Raw genomic sequence first — 17,171 nt, 5'->3', positions numbered from 1 at the left:
CCTGCGCATCCTGAAATCGACGCTCCTTTGACTCCACTTTCGTTAACCCCGTCACTGTCAGAATATGGCGCGGCCATGCTGAAAAAGGGATGAAAAATGTAAGAAAGTGCAAATTGATGCACAAATAAGCCACACAAAGGGGGCCTAACTGCATATAATGTGCCTACTTTGCACATTACCAGGAAGGAGTTCGCCCTTGGATGCCGCTACCATCAACAGTTTCTTTTTTGTCGCTGCCCTGTTGGTGGGAGCCAGCGTACTGTTGAGCGCCCTCTCTTCCCGCCTCGGTATTCCCATTCTGGTTATCTTCCTCGCCGTCGGCATGCTGGCCGGTGAGGATGGCCCAGGTGGCATCCACTTCGCTGACTACTCCATCGCCTATCTGGTGGGCAACCTGGCGCTTGCCATCATTCTGCTCGACGGCGGCATGCGCACCCGGGTCTCCTCGTTTCGGGTGGCACTCTGGCCTGCCTTGTCGCTGGCGACGGTCGGGGTGGCCATCACCACCGGCCTGACGGGTCTCGCCGCTGCCTGGTTGTTTGATCTCAACCTGATGCAGGGGATGCTGATCGGCGCCATCGTCGGCTCCACCGATGCGGCGGCGGTCTTCTCCCTGCTTGGCGGACGCAGTCTCAACGAGCGGGTGAGCGCCACTCTGGAGATAGAGTCAGGCAGCAACGACCCCATGGCAGTGTTTCTCACCGTCACCCTGATCGAGGTGCTCGCCACCGCCCAGCAAGGGCTGGATGGGGGCTTCCTGCTGCTGCAACTGGTCAAGCAGTTTGGCCTTGGCGCCGGGATTGGCCTTGGCGGCGGCTGGCTGCTGTGGCGCCTTATCAACACCGCCCGCCTGGCGCCGGGACTCTATCCGCTGCTCACCGTCAGCGGCGGTCTGCTGATCTTCGCCCTCACCACGGCGGTCGGTGGCAGCGGCATCCTCGCCATCTACCTCACTGGTTTGTTGCTCGGTAACCTCGCCCTGCGCAGCCGCAGCACCACATTGTCGGTGCTGGACGGTCTGACCTGGCTCAGCCAAATCGGCATGTTTCTGGTGCTGGGTCTGCTCGCCTCCCCCCACAAGCTGCTGCCCATCGCCCTGCCCGCGCTGGCGCTGGCGATGTGGATGATCCTGTTTGCCCGCCCGGTGTCGGTCTGGATCGGGCTGCTGCCGTTCAAGAACTTCGCCCCCCGCGAGCGCTGGTTTATCTCCTGGGTCGGCCTGCGCGGCGCAGTGCCCATCATTCTGGCGGTGTTCCCCATGATGGCGGGGCTGCCCAACGCCCAGCTCTACTTCAATGTCGCCTTCTTCGTGGTGCTGGTCTCGCTGATTTTGCAGGGCAGCTCGCTGCCGCTGGCCTCAAAACTGGCGCGGGTGGAGGTACCGGCACCGCCGTCCCCCATCAACCGCTCCGGGCTCGAGATCGATCTCGACAGCCAGTGGGAGACCTTCGTCTACCAGCTGGGGGAGGAGAAGTGGTGCATCGGCTCGCCACTGCGGGATCTGCAGATGCCCACCGGCACCCGGATCTGCGCCCTTTTTCGCGGCCGCGAGCTGCTCCACCCCTCGGGCAGTACCTGTCTGCAGGCCGATGACATCCTCTGCGTGATCGGTCACGAACGTGACCTCCCCGCCCTCGGTAAGCTGTTCAGTCAGGCGCCGGAGCAAGATCTCGGCCCCCGCTTCTTCGGTGACTTCCTGCTGGAAGCAGCCGCGCGGCTGGTGGATCTCGCCCCTCTCTACGGGCTGGATGTGAGCGAGGTGGCGGATCAGACACTGGGCGATTTTATTGCCAGCCAGTTGGGCGATAATCTGGTAGTCGGTGACAACATCGAATGGCAGGGCCTGATCTGGACCGTGGCCGAAATGGACGAGAGCGTGCCGAGCAAGATCGGGGTGCGCTTTCAGGAAGAGGATCCGGTCTGACCGACCGTCCCGTATCAAGTCCCCAGCAAGAAGGGAGAGTGTTATGCCATATCAAAGTTTGCTGTCCGGCCCCCTGCCCCCCGCTGCCAATCTGGGGGTCATTGAAGGCTTTTTTGGCAAGGGATGGAGCTGGCAGGCCCGCGCCCGCTACGCCCAGTGGCTGCCACGCCACGGCTACGGCTTCTATATCTATGCACCGAAAGAGGATGGCTATCTGCGCAAGCACTGGGCCCTCCCCTGGCCCGAGCAGCAGCTGGCCGATCTCGCCGAGCTGGCGCGCCAGTGCCGCGCCAACGGGCTCGCCTTCGGGGTGGGCTTGAGCCCCATGGGGGCGCATCACGACTACGATCGCAAACGCTCGGCGCTGCTTGAGAAAGTGCGCCTCATCGACGAGATGCTGCAGCCCGATATTCTGGCGGTGCTGTTTGACGACATGAAAGGGGATACCCCGGATCTGGCCCGTCACCAGCTCACCATCGCCCACGACATCGCGGCCCACAGCAAGGCAAGCCGCCTTATCTTCTGCCCCAGCTACTACTCGACCGATCCGGTACTGGAGAAGGTGTTCGGCGCCATGCCACCGCGCTATCTGGAGGAGCTTGGCGAGCAGCTCGATCGCCGTTTCGAGATCTTCTGGACCGGCCCCAAGGTCTGCTCCAGCGAATATCCAGCCAGTCACCTCAAGCAGGTGACCGAACTGCTCGGCCGCAAGCCCTTCCTGTGGGACAACTACCCGGTTAACGATGGCAGCAAGGCGAGCAGCTACCTGCACCTGCGCGCCTTCGAGAACCGCCCCGCCGAGCTGGCAGAGCTGGTCTCTGGCCATGCGGTCAACCCGATGAAACAGGCGGCGCTGTCGGCCCTGCCCCTCGCTACCCTGCCGATGAGCTACCGACTCGGCAAGCAGTACGACCCCGACAAGGCGCTGCATGCCGCCCTCAACGCCACCTGCGGCCCGCAGATCTCGGCGATGATCGAGGCCGACCTGCCGCTGTTTCAGGATCTGGGGCTGGCACAGCTCACCCCCGAGCAGATTGCCGCCCTCAAGGCGCGCTATCTGCCGTTTCGTGACCAATCCTGCGTCGACGAAATCGTGCGCTGGCTGGATGGGGAGTATGTGTTCGATCCCGACTGCCTGACCGATTAAACCGCCCCTGCGGGGGCAGAAAGGAGGTTGTATGGATGCACACCTGCTTTACCAGAATCTGGCGGTGATCGCCGCCTTCTTGCTGATCTACAGCCTGATCGCGGGGCGCTTCGAGTCAAAACTGGTCAACGGCCCCCTGCTCTTTCTGCTGACCGGCTGGTTGCTGGGGCCGGGAGGGCTTGAGCTGCTCTCCCTCTCTATCGACAGCGCCGGCATCAAGCTGCTGGCCGAGCTGACGCTGGTCATCGTGCTGTTCAACGATGCCGCCAACACCAACTGGCAGGTATTGCTGGCCAACCGCCAGCTCCCCATCCGGCTGCTGCTGATTGGCCTGCCCCTCACCCTGCTCTGTGGCGCCCTGTTTGGCCACTGGATCTTCCCCGACTTGCCACTGCTGGAGATGGCCATCCTCTCCACTATTCTTGCCCCCACCGATGCGGCGCTCGGCAAGGCGGTGGTCAGCAACCCCGCGGTGCCGGCACCGGTGCGTGAAGGGCTCAATCAGGAGAGCGGCCTCAACGACGGCATCTGCGTACCTGTGCTGCTTTTGCTGCTGGCCCTTATCGCCCCCACCGAGCAGCACGCAGGCACCGCCACTCTGGCTATCACCCTGATGCTAGAGGAGATTGGCATTGGCCTGCTGGTCGCCTTTGTGCTGACCAGCCTCACCATCCGGCTACTGAAAATCTCCTATCTCAACGGCTGGCAACTGCCGCTCTGGCGCCAGCTCACCATGCCGGGGCTGGCCCTGCTCTGCTTTGCGCTGGCACAGACTCTCGGGGGGAGCGGCTTTATCGCCGCCTTTGTCGGCGGCCTCTTTATCGGCCACCGCCTCGGCGAGCACAAGCACGCCTATATGGACAGCTGCGAAGGCTACGGCGACCTGCTCTCCGTGGTGATCTGGATGGTGTTTGGCGCGACCCTGATGCCCATTCTGCCGGAGCTGCTGCACTGGCAATACTGGCTCTATGCCATTGCCAGCCTCACCCTGCTGCGGATGGTTCCGGTTTGGCTGAGCCTCATCGGTACCGGCCTCAAGCCGGAGCTCAAGCTCTTTATCGGCTGGTTCGGCCCGCGGGGCCTTGCCAGTATCGTCTTTGCGGTGATGGTGCTGCAAAACGAGCCTGCCCTGATTGGCCAGCGTCCCATCATCGCCACCGTGCTCTGCACCATCATATTGAGCGTCATCCTGCACGGCCTCACCGCCAACCCCTGGGTCGAGCGTTTCAAGCCTCGCTGAGCCACCCTGCGCCCATTAAAAATGCCACCGACCGGTGGCATTTTTCTTTTGTGGCGAGAGTCACTGACAGCTCTTACCCGAGCGCCAGCCAGACTCCCACCCCCAGCATCAGGGTACCGGCGATGCGGTTCATCAGGGTGACGTTGCCGCTCTTGGCGAGGAAGTGGCGCAGGGTGCGGCCGCCGCTGGCGTAGAGCAACAGGCAGGAGAACTCGATGACCAGGATCAGCGCCACCAGCGCGCTGATCTGCGGCGCCATCGGCTTGTCGGCAGAGATAAAGGGGGGCAGCAGGGAGATCATGAAGGCCCACCCCTTGGGGTTGGCGATGGCGGTGACAAAGCCCTGCAGCGCCAGCCCCATGGCGCTGGTCTGTTGACCGGCCGAGAGATCCGCCGGAATGGCCATCTTCCCCTTGGCCTGCCACATCTGGATACCAAGCCACACCAGATAGGCGCCCCCCACATATTTGAAGGCGGCGAAGATCCCCGGATAGTTGAGCATGATGGCTGCCACCCCGATCACCGAGAGCACCGAGACCAGCCCGACCCCGATCAGCTCCCCCCACATCATGTGCAGGGTACGGCGCACCCCCAGGCTCATCCCCAGGGTCATCGACAGGGTCATGCACATGCCGGGGGTCACCGAAACAAAGAAAAAGGTCGGGATAAACAGAGCCAGAATGGCCGGATCGATCCAGCTGGACACAACACACCTCCATATGACGAGAGCGGGAAATCACGAAAACGGGACAGGATTGACACAACCCAGCCAGTTGTACCACATATTCAGGGGATAAAGCGCTCAATCATGCCTAAATGGCTCCTTTCTCACAAGAAAAAACCTTTTCTTCAGCACATTTCAGCAATAAAAGCCTGTGACAGCTCCTGACGTGCATGTGTAAGATGTCGGCTCCTCCAATTCCGGATTAGAGCCATTTATGTCATTGAATAATCTATCAATACGTGTCCAGGTCTTGATACCTTTGCTGCTGGCCAGCCTGCTGATGATGGTGATGATCGCCATCAGCAAACAGGGTCTGGATGAAGCCATCAATGACATAGATGAGACGACCCAGAGCGTGGTCCAGCACAAGGACGATATTGCCAAACTGATCCACGCCACCTACCGGCTACGCACCAGCGCCATCTATGGCCTCTACGATGCCAAGCTGTTTGCCGCACTGCCCGCAAACCTCAACAGCGCCGAGCAGGAGATCAACGCCATCCTCGGCCGTCTGGTGCTCCCCGGTGCCGAGCAGGATAACCGTCAGGTCGCTGCCGCCCTGCAGGCCTACCTCAGCCATACCCGCAGCAACATGCTGCCGCTGCTGGCGCAAAAACATCAGGGTGGCGGCGATCCGGTCGCCTACGAGGCGGCTCGCCTCCATTTCCGCGAGCTGGGTGAACAGCTGATCAAGCAGATAGACAGCATGTCCGCCCACATCAACCAGCTGATCCAGCAAGAGCTGGCCGAAGAGCAGGCCCACTACGACGCCACCCTGCTGCGTACCCTGCTGCTCACCGCCGGTACCCTGCTGGCGGCGCTGATCTGTGGCTGGGTCCTCTCCGGGCGCATCGTCAGCCCCATCAGTCAGCTACAAGAGGTGATGCACGCCGTGGCGCAAGGACGCTTCAACGTGCGTGCCAAAGCGGAGGGCAACAACGAGCTGACCCGTCTGGCCAAAGATATCAACCTCACTCTGGGGCAACTTGGTAGCACCATCGAGAACCTGACCGGGATCAGCAACAGCGTCGCCTCCGCCGCCACCGAGCTGGCCGCCGTGATGACCCAGTCCGAGGCCAATGCAAAGCAGCAGCACAGCGAGATCGAACTGGTCGCCTCCGCCGTGACCGAACTCTCCAGCACCGCTGACAACGTCAACCACAACGCCGCCGTCGCCGATGAGCTGGCGCGCGATGCCAATGGCCGGGTCGAACAGGGGCTCGCCCTCTTTACCGAAAGCATCGCCGCCAACAGCCGGATGGCGGGCAGTCTGGAAGATGCCGCAGCCATCGTGGCCCAGCTCAAATCCCAGTCCGAGCAGATCGGCAAGGTAATTGAAGTGATCCAGGGGATCTCCGAGCAGACCAACCTGCTGGCGCTCAATGCCGCCATCGAAGCGGCCCGTGCCGGTGAAACGGGTCGTGGTTTTGCGGTGGTGGCCGACGAAGTGAGAATGCTGGCAGCCCGTACCCAGGACTCCACCAAGGAGATCCAGGCCATCATCGAGCGGCTGCAGAGCCAGTCCCAATCCGCCAACAACGGCGTACAGGAGACTTTGGAGATCCTCAGCCATAACCAGCGCTTGTCCGCTCAGGTGCAGGATCTGCTAAGCGGCATTACCGGTGCAGTGCGCCAGATCAACGACGCCAACGCCCAGGTCGCCACCGCCGCCGAGGAGCAGTCCTGCGTTACCGCCGACATCAACCGCAACATCACCAATATTCACGAGATCGTGAGTCAGAGCTCCGCCGGCATCAGCCAGAGCGCCAGTGCCAGCAACGAGCTCTCGCAACTCGCCGAGCAGCAACGCAAACAGCTGGCTCAATTCCAGCTGTAAGCGCATAAAGTGAACCAGACAAAAAGGCCCACAAGGGCCTTTCTTGTTGATGGAACAATGGCTTTGTCTCTGTTTTAAACGCCATTTTTTGGCCGTTGGTGCCATAAGGGGCTGGGCTGCCCTGTCAAATATCGGTATGGTAGAGGCACGTTACTCCCCCTCACGTGAGCACACCATGAGCCTGAGATTCAAGAAACCCGCTTTTATCGCCCTGGGGCTCATCGCCCTCATTTCCGCCGCCTGGCTCGACTACTACCTGCCGGAGCACACCATCGCCACCATCACCGGGGTCGAGGTGAAGCGCACCGACAAGGATGGCCCCATCAGCCAGAAGAACCCGGCTGACGGCCCCACCACCGACGTCTATTACATCTACACCGAACGCCCCGGCGAGAAGATCCGGGTGTTTCGCAATGAAGATACCGAGTGGGGCTGGCCCTTCTACTTCAAGTTCAACGCCGCAGACGTCCAGGCCAAGGCCAAGTCGATGGAGTTCGAGAAACGCCTGGCTATCATTACCTCCTACGGCTGGCGCGTGAACATGTTCTCCATGTTCCCCAACGTCACCAAGATTGAGAGCACGGAACCTGACGCCTCCACCTGGAGCTTCTTCCGCTGGTTCTGGTTCGGCCTCTGGGCACTGGTGATGGGCAAGGCCGCCATTGCGACCTGGCGCTACTTCGATCGTCTCGAGGACGAGCTATGAGCGAGCCGAGCAAGACCCGCACCAGCTTCTACCGGCGGCTCTACGTGGCCTGGCTGATCAGCCAGGGCACGGACACGGTACCTGCCATCATGGAGGCAACCGGCATGCCGCGCCGCACCGCGCAAGATACCCTGAGCGCGCTGGCCGAACTCGATATCAGCTGCGCCTTCGAGCAGACCGAGGGGGCTCGCCATCTGCAGGGGCACTACCGCATCAGCGACTGGGGCCCCATCAACCCTGCATGGATCAAGGCTCAACTGCCGCTTATCAAAGAGACGTTGAGCTATCCCTGAAATGATGTCGAGTCAGGCCTGCGACTGGGGAACCTATTGCAATCCGGCATGGAGCAAGGCTCAACTGCCGCTTATCAAGGAGACGCTGAGCTATCCCTGAAATGATGTCGAGTCAGGCCTGCGACTGGGGAACCTATTGCAATCCGGCATGGATCAAGGCTCAACTGCCGCTTATCAAGGAGACGCTGAGCTATCCCTGATCAGGGCACTGAGCAACAATAGAAAAGAGGGGCCAGCCGGCAAGGCTGGCCCCTCTTTTTTCAGGCCGATGGCATGACAGGCGCCCTACTCGGGCATGGCCGAATCCTCAAGCTCCCCGTCAGACTCGCCACGGGTGCAGTCGATGATGGAGCGCTTGGGGTTGTTGGGGTCCCGCAGCAGCAGGGGCGCCAACCCCTCGTCATGCTTCTGCTCGTCACCAAACTCGCTGCCGTAGGCGTTGTGGGTCAACCGGCGGGCATTGGCGATGGGAGTATCGACAAAGAGAGCATGCACTTCGAAGCTGGAAGCGGGCACGATAAAGCCGACCACCGGCAAGCCGTGCAGCTCCTCGTGCACCTTGTACCAGGCAAAGCCGTCGCTCACCTTGTAGGGGGTGTAGTTGGCCAGTTGTAGATTGGCGGGCCTGCCCGTCTCATCCACATAGAGATCGGTAAATTCACAGGTCGCCAGCCCCTGCCACATCCGCTCGAATGGCGTCGCACAGCCTGTCAGTTGCAACCCGGCCAGCAGCACCAAGCCTCTCTTCCACATTCCCCGCCCCTTCTTGCAAAAATGAACCGGCGCTCAGTCAAAGGCCCGCAGCCGCGTCACCAGCAGATCGATAAAGCCCGGACGATCCAGCCCCAACAATACCAGCGCATTGGCTGGCTTGCCGGTCAGACCATAACGATCCACCACCGTCATCCCCACGGTATGCTCCCCCCGGGTCTCGATATCGACCCGGCACTCGACCCCGTGGAACAACTCGGGAGCCAGCAACCAGGCAATGGTACAGGGGTCGTGGAGCGGCGCGCCAGCAAATCCCCACTTGGGATCCCGATGGTAGATCATGAAAAAGTCGAGCAGCCCGGCCACGCACTGGGCCACCGGATTGGTGATGGCGCGCACTCGCTCGATATCCTCGTCCATCACCTGCGCCTCATGGGTCACATCGAGGCCACACATGATGATGGGGATGCCCGACTTGAACACCATATCGGCCGCTTCCGGATCGACATAAATATTGAATTCCGCCGCCGGCGTCCAGTTGCCAGCCCCTGCGGCGCCCCCCATCAATACGATGCGGGCAATCTTGGGTTTGAGCTCGGGGTGTGCTGCCAGCAGCAGGGCGATATTGGTCAGCGGGCCGGTCGGCACCAGAGTCACGGGCTCCGGGCTCTCGCGCAGACATTTGGCCATCAGCTCGATCCCCGTCATCCTCTGCGGTGCAAAGGCGGGATCCGGCAACTTGGGGCCATCGAGGCCCGATTCGCCATGGACGTTGTCGGCGATAATCAACTCGCGGGCCAGCGGTTTCGGTGCCCCCGCCGCCACCGGAATATCGTCACGTCCCAGCAGGGTGAGAATGCGCAGGGTATTGTTGAGGGTCTTGTCCGGCGTCTGGTTGCCCGCGCTGGTGGTGACCGCCAGCACGTCAAGTTCAGGGCTGGCCAGCGCCAGAATGAGGGCGATGGCGTCGTCGTGGCCGGGATCACAATCGAGAATAACGGGCAGTGCCATGGGATGAGTCCTTACAACATAACAGGGAGCCATACCTTAACAAGCAAGCCTCGGATGAACTCGGGAGGGGGTCACAAAACGGGGCCTTGTTGCTGACCTGGGCGGTTTGCACGGCACACCGCCCCGCTCAACGCGGCTCATTATCAAAAGGTTGCATGGCGTCATCCCATTCATTTTCCGAGGCTGCGCACCGCCCATTCGCCCAGCCGCGCCGGTTCGGGTATGATCGCCCCCCGTTTTCTGCCCGTGCACCTTATGTCCGTTATTGTCGACACCTTTATCGCCCCACCCTGCAAGGGCACCATCGAGATCCTGTTCGAGGATGAACACCTGCTGCTCATCAACAAGCCGAGCGGCCTGCTGAGTCTGTCGGGCAAGAACCCGCAGAACCTCGACTCGGTTCACTATCGCTTGGTGCAGGATTACCCCGGCTGCACCCTGGTGCATCGCCTCGATTTTGGCACCTCAGGCATCATGGTGGTGGCCAGAAACAAGGCCATCAATGCCCTGCTCTGCCAGCAGTTCAGCCAGCGGGCGGTGAGCAAAGCCTACAGCGCCCTACTGTGCGGTCATCTGATTGACGACGAAGGGGTTATCGACGCCCCCATCGCCAAGGATCCGGCCCTCTTTCCGCTGATGAAGATCTGCGCCGCCAGCGGCAAACCCGCCCGCTCCCGCTATCAGGTGGTTGAGCGGCTAGCGCAGCAGATGCAGGGACAAACCGTGCCTTTAACCCGGGTGCGGCTGGTGCCGGAGACCGGCCGCACCCATCAGCTGCGCATCCACAGCCAGCTGCTGGGCCACCCCATCCTCGGTTGCGATCTGTATGGTGGCCTGCTGCCGCCCGGCTGCGAACAGGCACCGCGGCTGATGCTGCATGCCAGCGAGCTGGATTTTGCTCATCCGGTGAGCGGCGAGCCAATGCAAGTACGCAGTCCAGCGTCGTTTTAGAGGCAATGGCTAGGAACAACAAGTGCGAGGGCGACGGGATCAGTGAAAGGGGTGACGGGAGAGGAAAGGCGGTAAATGGCGGATAAAGATGGCTATGTCCCAATTACGTGTTGCATGGGGCGCCCCAGCGCCTCATGCAAACATGTTTTGATATTTACGCCTTTTCCGTAACGCTCCAGCATCCGGCGCCAACCCAAGTAGTTCTTCAGGTAGTGCGTCGCCACGCCATGGAACCGCTCCATCCACTCTTTCAACCGATGGTGATATCCGTTCACATGCTGGATGTGATACGCACCGACTACCCGTTCGCCTTGACGATTGCGCACCACCTGATGGGTTATACCCTGTTCCTTGCTGAAACAGGCATACACACCCGCCCCATCGCTACACAGCACCGCATCCGGTGACACCAACGGCTTCAACACCGCGATGACCGTCTCGGCATCTATTTTCTCCAACTGGAAATCCGCATGGTGGCCTGCACGGTCTTGTACCACCATCACCGGGATGTAATCTGGCCCGGTTCCACGAGTTCGACCTTTACCACCGCGATGACGTGGTGGACGCGGCAGTCCCCGCTGCCCCTTGAACGATTCAAGGAAGAAGGTCTCATCAACCTCAACGATGCCCTCTTCCCGGGTGGCCTGATGGGTTGCCATCGCGCGCAAGAAGCGGTGACGCCAGAGGAATGCGGTGTTTTTGCTGACCCCACAGCGCCGCGCGGCCTGGCGGACAGTCAGTCCTTCGATGAGAGCTTGCGCGTAGTCTTCCCAGCACTGTGCTTTACGCAATCTGGCCAAGGGCGTCTTGGTCAGAACGGTGCTGGTGCGCAGACACAGTTTGCAACGGTAGCGGCGCAGCCCCCGACTCCATCCCCAAGGCGCCAGCTGGGTAACATTGGCCTGACAATGGGGGCAGCCACTGCATGCCGGTAACTGAGTATTGAGCGAGGTAATGGTGTGGGGTGCAGTGAGCTCCTGCTGAGCAACACGGCGTTGGCGCAGGGTTAACTGGGGAAAAAGGGACAACAGGTGTTGAAAGGCTGGGGTATCCATGATGGTAGACCTCAAGGTGATGGCCTACTTCAAGATTAGCCTTTCAACACGTAATTGGGACAGAGCCATAAAGATAGGGGCCGCGCTTTCGCAACGGCCCCCACCCCCCACTCTTTGTGGTGCTATCAGATCAGCTTGCGGGCAGCGCCCAGTACGATCTTGATGGCATCAGATTCGGTCTTCGCCATGGTCTCGGCGTTCGGGATTTCCTGCTGGGTACGGTTGACGATAACGCCAGCCACCATACCGGCACGCAGGCCCTGGCTGGAGCACATGGTCAGCAGGGTTGCGGACTCCATCTCATAGTTCAGCACGCCCATGGCTTGCCACTCTTTCATGGAACCCTGGAAACGGCTCACTACACGGCCGGATACGGTGTCGTAACGCTCCTGACCCGGGTAGAAGGTGTCAGAGGAGGCAGTCACACCGATGTGCAGCTTGGAGCCCATCTCTTTGGCGGTGTTCACCAGCGCTGTGGTGCAGTCGAAGTCGGCAACAGCCGGGAACTCCATCGGTGCAAAGTGCAGGCTGGCACCGTCGAGGCGCACGGAACCGGTGGTCACGATCACGTCACCCACGTTCAGGTGCGGCTGGATGGCGCCGGTGGTGCCGATACGCAGGAAGGTGCGGATACCCAGCTGGGCCAGCTCTTCTACCGCGATGGAGGTGGACGGGCCACCGATACCGGTAGAGCAGATGATCACGGCCTTGCCGTCCATCTCGCCGCGCCAGGTAGTGAATTCACGATGGCTGGCCAGGTGCACCGGGTTATCCAACAGCTCTGCGATACGCTTCACGCGCTCGGGGTCACCGGGGACGATCGCCAGGGTGGCGCCTTGCAGATCCGCTTTCTTCAAACCCAAGTGAAATACATCAGACATAGTGGACTCCTGGTTGCCCCCTGCCAGCATGGTCAGGGCACAAGTTAAGATGATTCTTTATGATACTTTCAAGCCTTTACCCCCCTCTTCGGGGAGGCGCCAACTATGGTCGAAAGCGCTTTCCAATTCCTTGAAGCGCCTCACACTTCCACGCATTGACAGTGATAAACATTGCGCAAAACGTTTGCTAACTCAATGAAATAATTGACAAACGTTTTTCTGCAAATCGAGTCAGATGCGGGAAAGTCAAGCCTGGTTCAGCGCTTAATTAACGACTCGTGATCGACCCCGTAAAGTTGTAAACAAGATGCTTTTGTATCCCTTTCTAGATGGTAGCCTAGCTCTCAAATACCACTTAATGGCTAACTATAGGAAGTCCATCATGGCTACATTCAAGTTCTATATTCCCGCTATCAACCTGATGGGTGCCGGCTGCCTGCAAGAGGCTGCCGCCGATATCAAGGGTTACGGCTACCGCAAGGCGCTGATCGTCACCGACAAAATCCTCAACCAGATCGGCGTGGTCGCCAAGCTCACCACCCTGCTGGCTGAACATGGCATTGAAAGCGCAGTTTTCGATGAGACCAAACCCAACCCCACCACCAGCAACGTCGAAGCGGGTCTGGCGATGATCAAGGCCAACGGCTGCGACTGCGTTATCTCGCTGGGTGGCGGCTCGCCCCACGACTGCGCCAAGGGCATCGCGCTGGTCGCCGCCAACGGTGGCAGCATCAAGGATTACGAAGGGGTGGATCGCTCCGCCAAGCCGCAGTTGCCGCTTATCGCCATCAACACCACCGCCGGTACCGCCTCCGAGATGACCCGCTTCTGCATCATCACCGACGAAGCGCGCCATGTGAAAATGGCCATCATCGACAAGCATGTTACCCCGCTGATGTCGGTCAACGATCCCGAGCTGATGCTGGCCAAGCCAGCTGGTCTCACCGCCGCCACCGGTATGGATGCCCTGACCCACGCCATCGAGGCCTATGTCTCTACCATCGCCACCCCGGTAACCGATGCCAGCGCCGTGATGGCCATCGAGCTGATTGCCAAGCACCTGCGCACCGCCGTTCACCATGGCGATGACCTGCATGCCCGCGAGCAGATGGCCTACGCCCAGTTCCTGGCCGGCATGGCCTTCAACAACGCAAGCCTGGGCTATGTGCACGCCATGGCCCACCAGCTGGGCGGTTTCTATGACCTGCCCCACGGTGTCTGCAACGCCGTGCTGCTGCCCCACGTTCAGGCGTTCAACGCCCAGGTGAGCGCGGCTCGTCTGAAGGATGTGGCCCGCTACATGGGGGTGGACGTGAGCGCCATGAACGACGAGCAGGGCGCCGCCGCGGCCATTGCCGCCATCAAGCAGCTGGCGCTGGATGTGAAGATCCCGGCCGGTCTGGAGCAGCTCGGCGTCAAGGCCGATGACTTCGATACCCTGGCCAGCAACGCCCTGAAAGATGCCTGCGGCTTCACCAACCCGAAACAGGCAAGCCACGAAGAGATCGTCGCCATCTTCCGCGCGGCGATGTGACCCTGTTAACACCTTGAATAGCGAGGGGCCGATCAGGCCCCTCTTTGCATTATTTCGTCAACACGACATCGTTGATGGAGCTCGCCAACCGGGTCAGTACAGTACGAATATTGCTTTTGGTTGCTTTGAAGGCCAGGGAGCGATCACTGGCACACTGAGCCACGAAACGGGTATCCCCTTCGAACGCCACCGTATAGATCTGGATCCCCTTGCGTTTCATCTCCCGGCATAACAGCAACTGCTTGCGATCCCGCAATGCCGCCTCGGTCATGTGTTCCCCATCGGAAAACAGCACCATGATCTTGCGGTTATCCTGTAACCCATATGGGCGCGGCAAGGCTGCCGCCCCCTGCCGCCAGCGTCCCTGCCACTCTGGTGAAAGCAGCCGCCAACCCCACATCACCCCCTCTGCCGTGTTGGTATTGAATGCGGCATAGAGGGTATCAAGCGCCTGACGATAGTCTGCACGGGTCGCAAGATGAGGCTGGATCGGACTGACCCCGCAATCTGCATCATCGAAAATACCGAGCTTGTCACGGCGGTTCTCCAGATAGCGATCCAGCGGATTTTCTTTTGGCGCAAAGGCCAGCAAGGGCGTCCCATCGCCATAACGGGCAATGGGGGGAGGCTTGGTGCTGTAAAAAAGATGGGGCCGCAGTTCATCCCGCGGGGCCTGCTCCAGTTTGCGGATCCAGCCGGGCGTGACCTCTGCCACCCGATCGATACCATCAACATGTTCTGGCAATCTGGCACAGAATGCCTTGCGTTGACGCCCTGGCACCTCTCGCGACAACAGATTGAGCCAACCACGCTCCTCTGCCAGCGTCCGCAACCCGAAGGGAATTTCGATGCTTTCGGGATGAAACAGCTCGGGATGATCGCCGATATTGACCAGCCCGGTGGCGGGAATGATGCTGACTACCCGATCCTGATTGCGCCGCTCGCGACCAAACAGCACCTCGCCAAACTCGACAAGGCCCTGCTTGATTGCCTTCATGGGTGCACCTGACATGGAATCGGAAATATCCAGCACCAACGCGACTTCGATCCGGCTTCGTGCACTGCTGGCACGCGCAGCCGCCGCAATCGGCATCCCCTCCTCCCCTTCATCTATCGCCGAGAGATCCATCAGAGCGGGAACTTTTCCCTGCAAGATCACCTGCGCCCCCTGCTCTCCCTGGCTCAGGCGGGGAGTAGCCACCTGCAGATTACGCCCGCTCAGATTGGCCTGCATCAGCGCCTGGGCATCTTGCAAGGCTGTGTCGCTATCTGCCGCAGAGTAGATGACTGCATCGGCAGCGGCGCTGAGCAGACTCTGGCCGTTGTAACCGCGCACCAGCTCGATGGCGACCCCGGTCAGCGCCAATACCCCGACCAGCATCAATGCGAATGCCGGAGATAAGCCGCCACGCTGTTCAGACAATAGTGGCATCAGTGAACCTCCTGAATAAAGTGGGTGGTCAATGCACGATCGCCCCACAGGCGGCGAAACATGCCCCCCCCGTCCACATCCGGGCGATAGCAGAGGGTCACCCGCATCAAGGTGCCAACCCGCAGCGGCGGCCAATTGCCCTGCCCGGCACAGCCACTTCCCTGCAACAGCGGCAACAGTTCACCACTGGCGCTGTTGTACTGCTCTATGGTCAACGCCGCTTGCCCACCATGCAGAGCCGCCAGTTGCTGCTGCACAAATCCTTGATAAAACGCCAGCTGGGAAACTGCCGCCGCATCCTGCGTGACCCCTTGCTGGGTCACTATCTGCGTCACGTTATAGGCCACATTGTGCAACCGCTGTTCAAGGCGCAGCAGTTGCAATGCCTCGTTGCCAAAACTGAGCAGGGCCAACAGCGCGGGGATAAACAACATCGCCTCGATGCTGATACTCCCTCTGTTTTGTGCAGGTCGAGTGATGGTTCTGCTCATCCTGCACCACCTGCCGGCAACCGGTCAGTCAGCAACAACAAGGTGCTCTGATAACCCAGCTGGCGATCGGCCACCAGCCAGCTCGGGGTCAGCAGCAAACGGGGGCGAAGTCTGGCAGTCACCTCCAGCACGGGATCGGCAGGCGCACGGATGTCACTGCCCGGATCCAGCCCCCCCTCTTGTTGCCCCAACATGGCTGCAAGTGACACATGATGCCTGACAGTCACCTCCACCCCGGCCAATTCACCGTGCCCTTGCTTCAGTAACCGCTCCCGAATAGCGCCAGCCAAGGGGATCCGCCCAGCGGCCGACTCGGCCTGCAGCTCCCGCAATGCCGCGCGCAGGCCATACTCTAGGGTGCTGTATTGCAGCTGTATCCGCAGCACATCCACCACCAGCAACAACAACGCCAGCAGCAGTGGCAAGATGATCACCAGTTCGATGCTGGCCACGCCACGCTGATGATTCACACAGACTGCCCTCTGAGTTGCGCCTTGAGCAGCCGGATATCGTGTTCCAGCTGGCTGGCACTGAGAAAGCGCGACAGGATGAGGCGAGCCTGAGGTTCATTGCCCTCGGCCAGCAGCAGCAGGGCGTAGTTCATCTCCACCTGGGGTGGCAGGCTCTGATAATGCAGCAGCGGCTCGAAGGCCTGACGGGCTGCGACCCGGTTCCCCTCCATCAGCCAGCCCAATCCCAGATTGCCGCGATAGTCAGGCTCATCCGGAGCAGCGGCTACCGCCGCCTCAAACAGCGCACGCCCTTTGGCAAACGCCCCCTGCCGCAGACTGGCAACCCCCAGCCCATTGCTGAGCCGGGCCCGTGCCAACGGTGTCAGCTCCGGCAAAGCGAGTCCTTGACGATAAGCGGTTGCGGCCTCCTCCGTACGACCATCATCGAGCAGAAACTTGCCCAGATAATTGGCTGCCTCGGGGGCCTGCTGACCAGCGCGGTCTAGCAGCTGTTGCAGGCCATCGCGCGCGGCCTGCTTTTTATCTTGCTGATAACGGGTTCGCGCCAGCATCAGCTGCGCCTCTTCCAGCGAGGCATCACTGCTCAAGAGCGCCAGATAGAGGCGTTCAGCCTTCTCATACTGGGCAGAATCAAAAGCGGCCTTGGCCACCGCCATGCCATTGCTTTGACTCTGCGCCGATGCATCACCATGGCTGCTGCATCCCGCCAGCAGAAGCAGCGAGATAAAAATGAGGTAATAGCTTGATTTCATATCCGATTC

General features: G+C 60.6%; 17 protein-coding genes. 8 read left to right on the top strand and 9 right to left on the bottom strand.

The genetic code is table 11. The features are described from left to right. Window positions 1-196 precede the first annotated feature (196 nt). The 3 genes from I6L47_RS21210 to I6L47_RS21200 are packed head-to-tail and all read left to right on the top strand — an operon-like array spanning window position 197 to window position 4,311. A complete protein-coding gene (locus I6L47_RS21210; RefSeq protein ID WP_216948301.1) occupies window positions 197-1,924 on the top strand; it encodes a potassium/proton antiporter in 1,728 nt (575 codons plus the stop codon). Window positions 1,925-1,967: 43 nt separating this feature from the next. Beyond that, window positions 1,968-3,071 (top strand): beta-N-acetylglucosaminidase domain-containing protein, encoded by a 1,104-nt coding sequence (locus I6L47_RS21205; protein ID WP_139740713.1) that lies wholly within the window; start codon window positions 1,968-1,970, stop codon window positions 3,069-3,071. Between the two features lie 31 nt (window positions 3,072-3,102). Beyond that, window positions 3,103-4,311, top strand: a complete 1,209-nt coding sequence (locus tag I6L47_RS21200; RefSeq protein ID WP_088869754.1) for a sodium:proton antiporter — start codon at window positions 3,103-3,105, stop codon at window positions 4,309-4,311. Window positions 4,312-4,384: 73 nt separating this feature from the next. On the opposite strand, the gene I6L47_RS21195 is transcribed toward I6L47_RS21200, so the two are convergent. Further along, on the bottom strand, window positions 4,385-5,017 hold the full coding sequence (locus I6L47_RS21195; RefSeq protein WP_005344345.1) for a LysE family translocator: 633 nt from the start codon (window positions 5,015-5,017) through the stop codon (window positions 4,385-4,387). Window positions 5,018-5,249: 232 nt separating this feature from the next. On the opposite strand from I6L47_RS21195, the gene I6L47_RS21190 reads away from it, so the two are divergent. From I6L47_RS21190 to I6L47_RS21180, 3 genes are all read left to right on the top strand, one after another. Continuing rightward, window positions 5,250-6,872, top strand: a complete 1,623-nt coding sequence (locus I6L47_RS21190; protein ID WP_216948300.1) for a methyl-accepting chemotaxis protein — start codon at window positions 5,250-5,252, stop codon at window positions 6,870-6,872. A 175-nt stretch (window positions 6,873-7,047) separates the two neighbouring features. After that, on the top strand, window positions 7,048-7,578 hold the full coding sequence (locus I6L47_RS21185; RefSeq protein WP_005350438.1) for a DUF1523 family protein: 531 nt from the start codon (window positions 7,048-7,050) through the stop codon (window positions 7,576-7,578). Beyond that, entirely contained in the window at window positions 7,575-7,871 is a 297-nt protein-coding gene (locus tag I6L47_RS21180; RefSeq protein WP_005344341.1) for a helix-turn-helix domain-containing protein, read from the top strand. Before I6L47_RS21185 ends, I6L47_RS21180 begins: the two co-directional genes overlap by 4 nt. A 285-nt stretch (window positions 7,872-8,156) precedes the next feature. Here the strand turns inward: I6L47_RS21180 and I6L47_RS21175 are convergent, their stop codons facing one another. Together I6L47_RS21175 and rihA are read right to left on the bottom strand one after the other, a co-directional pair. Next, complete coding sequence (locus I6L47_RS21175) at window positions 8,157-8,624, bottom strand: hypothetical protein (protein WP_005337958.1); 468 nt, start codon at window positions 8,622-8,624, stop codon at window positions 8,157-8,159. A 33-nt stretch (window positions 8,625-8,657) separates the two neighbouring features. Beyond that, window positions 8,658-9,593 (bottom strand): pyrimidine-specific ribonucleoside hydrolase RihA, encoded by a 936-nt coding sequence (gene rihA / locus I6L47_RS21170; protein ID WP_216948299.1) that lies wholly within the window; start codon window positions 9,591-9,593, stop codon window positions 8,658-8,660. A gap of 255 nt (window positions 9,594-9,848) precedes the next feature. Between rihA and I6L47_RS21165 the strand changes: the two genes are divergently transcribed. Next, window positions 9,849-10,544: an RluA family pseudouridine synthase gene (locus I6L47_RS21165; RefSeq protein ID WP_216948298.1), complete on the top strand. Its 696-nt coding sequence runs from the start codon at window positions 9,849-9,851 to the stop codon at window positions 10,542-10,544. A 92-nt stretch (window positions 10,545-10,636) separates the two neighbouring features. Here I6L47_RS21165 and I6L47_RS21160 read toward each other — a convergent pair whose 3' ends face one another. Both I6L47_RS21160 and udp read right to left on the bottom strand, forming a co-directional pair. Beyond that, the gene (locus tag I6L47_RS21160; RefSeq protein ID WP_216948297.1) at window positions 10,637-11,599 is read right to left on the bottom strand and encodes an IS1595 family transposase; all 963 of its coding nucleotides are present in this window, start codon (window positions 11,597-11,599) and stop codon (window positions 10,637-10,639) included. 125 nt (window positions 11,600-11,724) lie between these two features. Next, window positions 11,725-12,480, bottom strand: a complete 756-nt coding sequence (gene udp / locus I6L47_RS21155; protein WP_005337975.1) for a uridine phosphorylase — start codon at window positions 12,478-12,480, stop codon at window positions 11,725-11,727. A 382-nt stretch (window positions 12,481-12,862) separates the two neighbouring features. Between udp and yiaY the strand changes: the two genes are divergently transcribed. Then, window positions 12,863-14,014, top strand: coding sequence for an L-threonine dehydrogenase (gene yiaY / locus I6L47_RS21150; protein WP_005337978.1), 1,152 nt, complete (start codon window positions 12,863-12,865; stop codon window positions 14,012-14,014). Between the two features lie 49 nt (window positions 14,015-14,063). On the opposite strand, the gene I6L47_RS21145 is transcribed toward yiaY, so the two are convergent. The 4 genes from I6L47_RS21145 to I6L47_RS21130 are packed head-to-tail and all read right to left on the bottom strand — an operon-like array spanning window position 14,064 to window position 17,162. Next, window positions 14,064-15,446: a vWA domain-containing protein gene (locus I6L47_RS21145; RefSeq protein ID WP_216948296.1), complete on the bottom strand. Its 1,383-nt coding sequence runs from the start codon at window positions 15,444-15,446 to the stop codon at window positions 14,064-14,066. Beyond that, complete coding sequence (locus I6L47_RS21140) at window positions 15,446-15,880, bottom strand: pilus assembly protein FlpK (RefSeq protein WP_302056608.1); 435 nt, start codon at window positions 15,878-15,880, stop codon at window positions 15,446-15,448. The genes I6L47_RS21145 and I6L47_RS21140 overlap by 1 nt, the downstream gene beginning before the upstream one ends. Before the next feature lie 53 nt (window positions 15,881-15,933). After that, entirely contained in the window at window positions 15,934-16,407 is a 474-nt protein-coding gene (locus I6L47_RS21135; RefSeq protein ID WP_216948294.1) for a TadE/TadG family type IV pilus assembly protein, read from the bottom strand. Further along, window positions 16,404-17,162 (bottom strand): lipopolysaccharide assembly protein LapB, encoded by a 759-nt coding sequence (locus tag I6L47_RS21130; RefSeq protein WP_216948293.1) that lies wholly within the window; start codon window positions 17,160-17,162, stop codon window positions 16,404-16,406. The genes I6L47_RS21135 and I6L47_RS21130 overlap by 4 nt, the downstream gene beginning before the upstream one ends. Window positions 17,163-17,171 lie beyond the last annotated feature (9 nt).

It is taken from the genome of Aeromonas sp. FDAARGOS 1417 (genome assembly GCF_019046985.1).
In the GTDB taxonomy this organism is placed as follows: domain Bacteria; phylum Pseudomonadota; class Gammaproteobacteria; order Enterobacterales; family Aeromonadaceae; genus Aeromonas; species Aeromonas veronii.
The sequence above is the reverse complement of the archived record's forward strand: the minus strand, read 5'-3'. Positions and strand labels throughout refer to the sequence as shown.